Annotated in this window: 1 protein-coding gene; it reads left to right on the top strand. The window is 69.5% G+C overall.

What is annotated here, in order from left to right; all coding sequences use genetic code 11:
• The coding region (locus tag AC1DSF_RS30820; RefSeq protein ID WP_478184110.1) for an ATP-binding cassette domain-containing protein at positions 1–358 on the top strand (358 nt) is incomplete at its 5' end.
• Between the last annotated feature and the right edge of the window lie 104 nt (positions 359–462).

The raw sequence follows: 462 nt of genomic DNA on the forward strand, positions 1-462 counted from the left end.
GTTCCCCGACCTGGCGGACCGCCGCGGGCAGCTCGCCGGATCGCTGTCCGGCGGCCAGCAGCAGATGCTCGCGCTCGCGATGGTGCTGATGCACGAMCCCGAGGTGCTSCTSATCGACGAACTGTCGCTCGGGCTSGCMCCGGTGGTSGTGCAGGACCTGCTCGCCGTCCTGGAACGGCTGAAGGCGGACGGGCTGACCATCGTCGTGGTCGAGCAGTCGCTGAACATCGCCCTGGCGATCGCCGACCGGGCGGTATTCCTGGAGAAGGGCCAGGTCCGCTTCACCGGGCCGGCCCGCGAGCTGGCCGAACGCGACGACCTCGCCCGCGCGGTCTTCCTCGGCAAGGAAGGCGGCTGACGGCCATGGAAATCCCCACGCTGCAACTGCTGTTCGACGGTGCCGTCGCCGGCTTGGTGGTCGGCCTGCTGGCCATGGGCATCGTCCTTGTGAACCGTTCCACC

Source organism: Variovorax sp. 01N429, assembly GCF_056399425.1.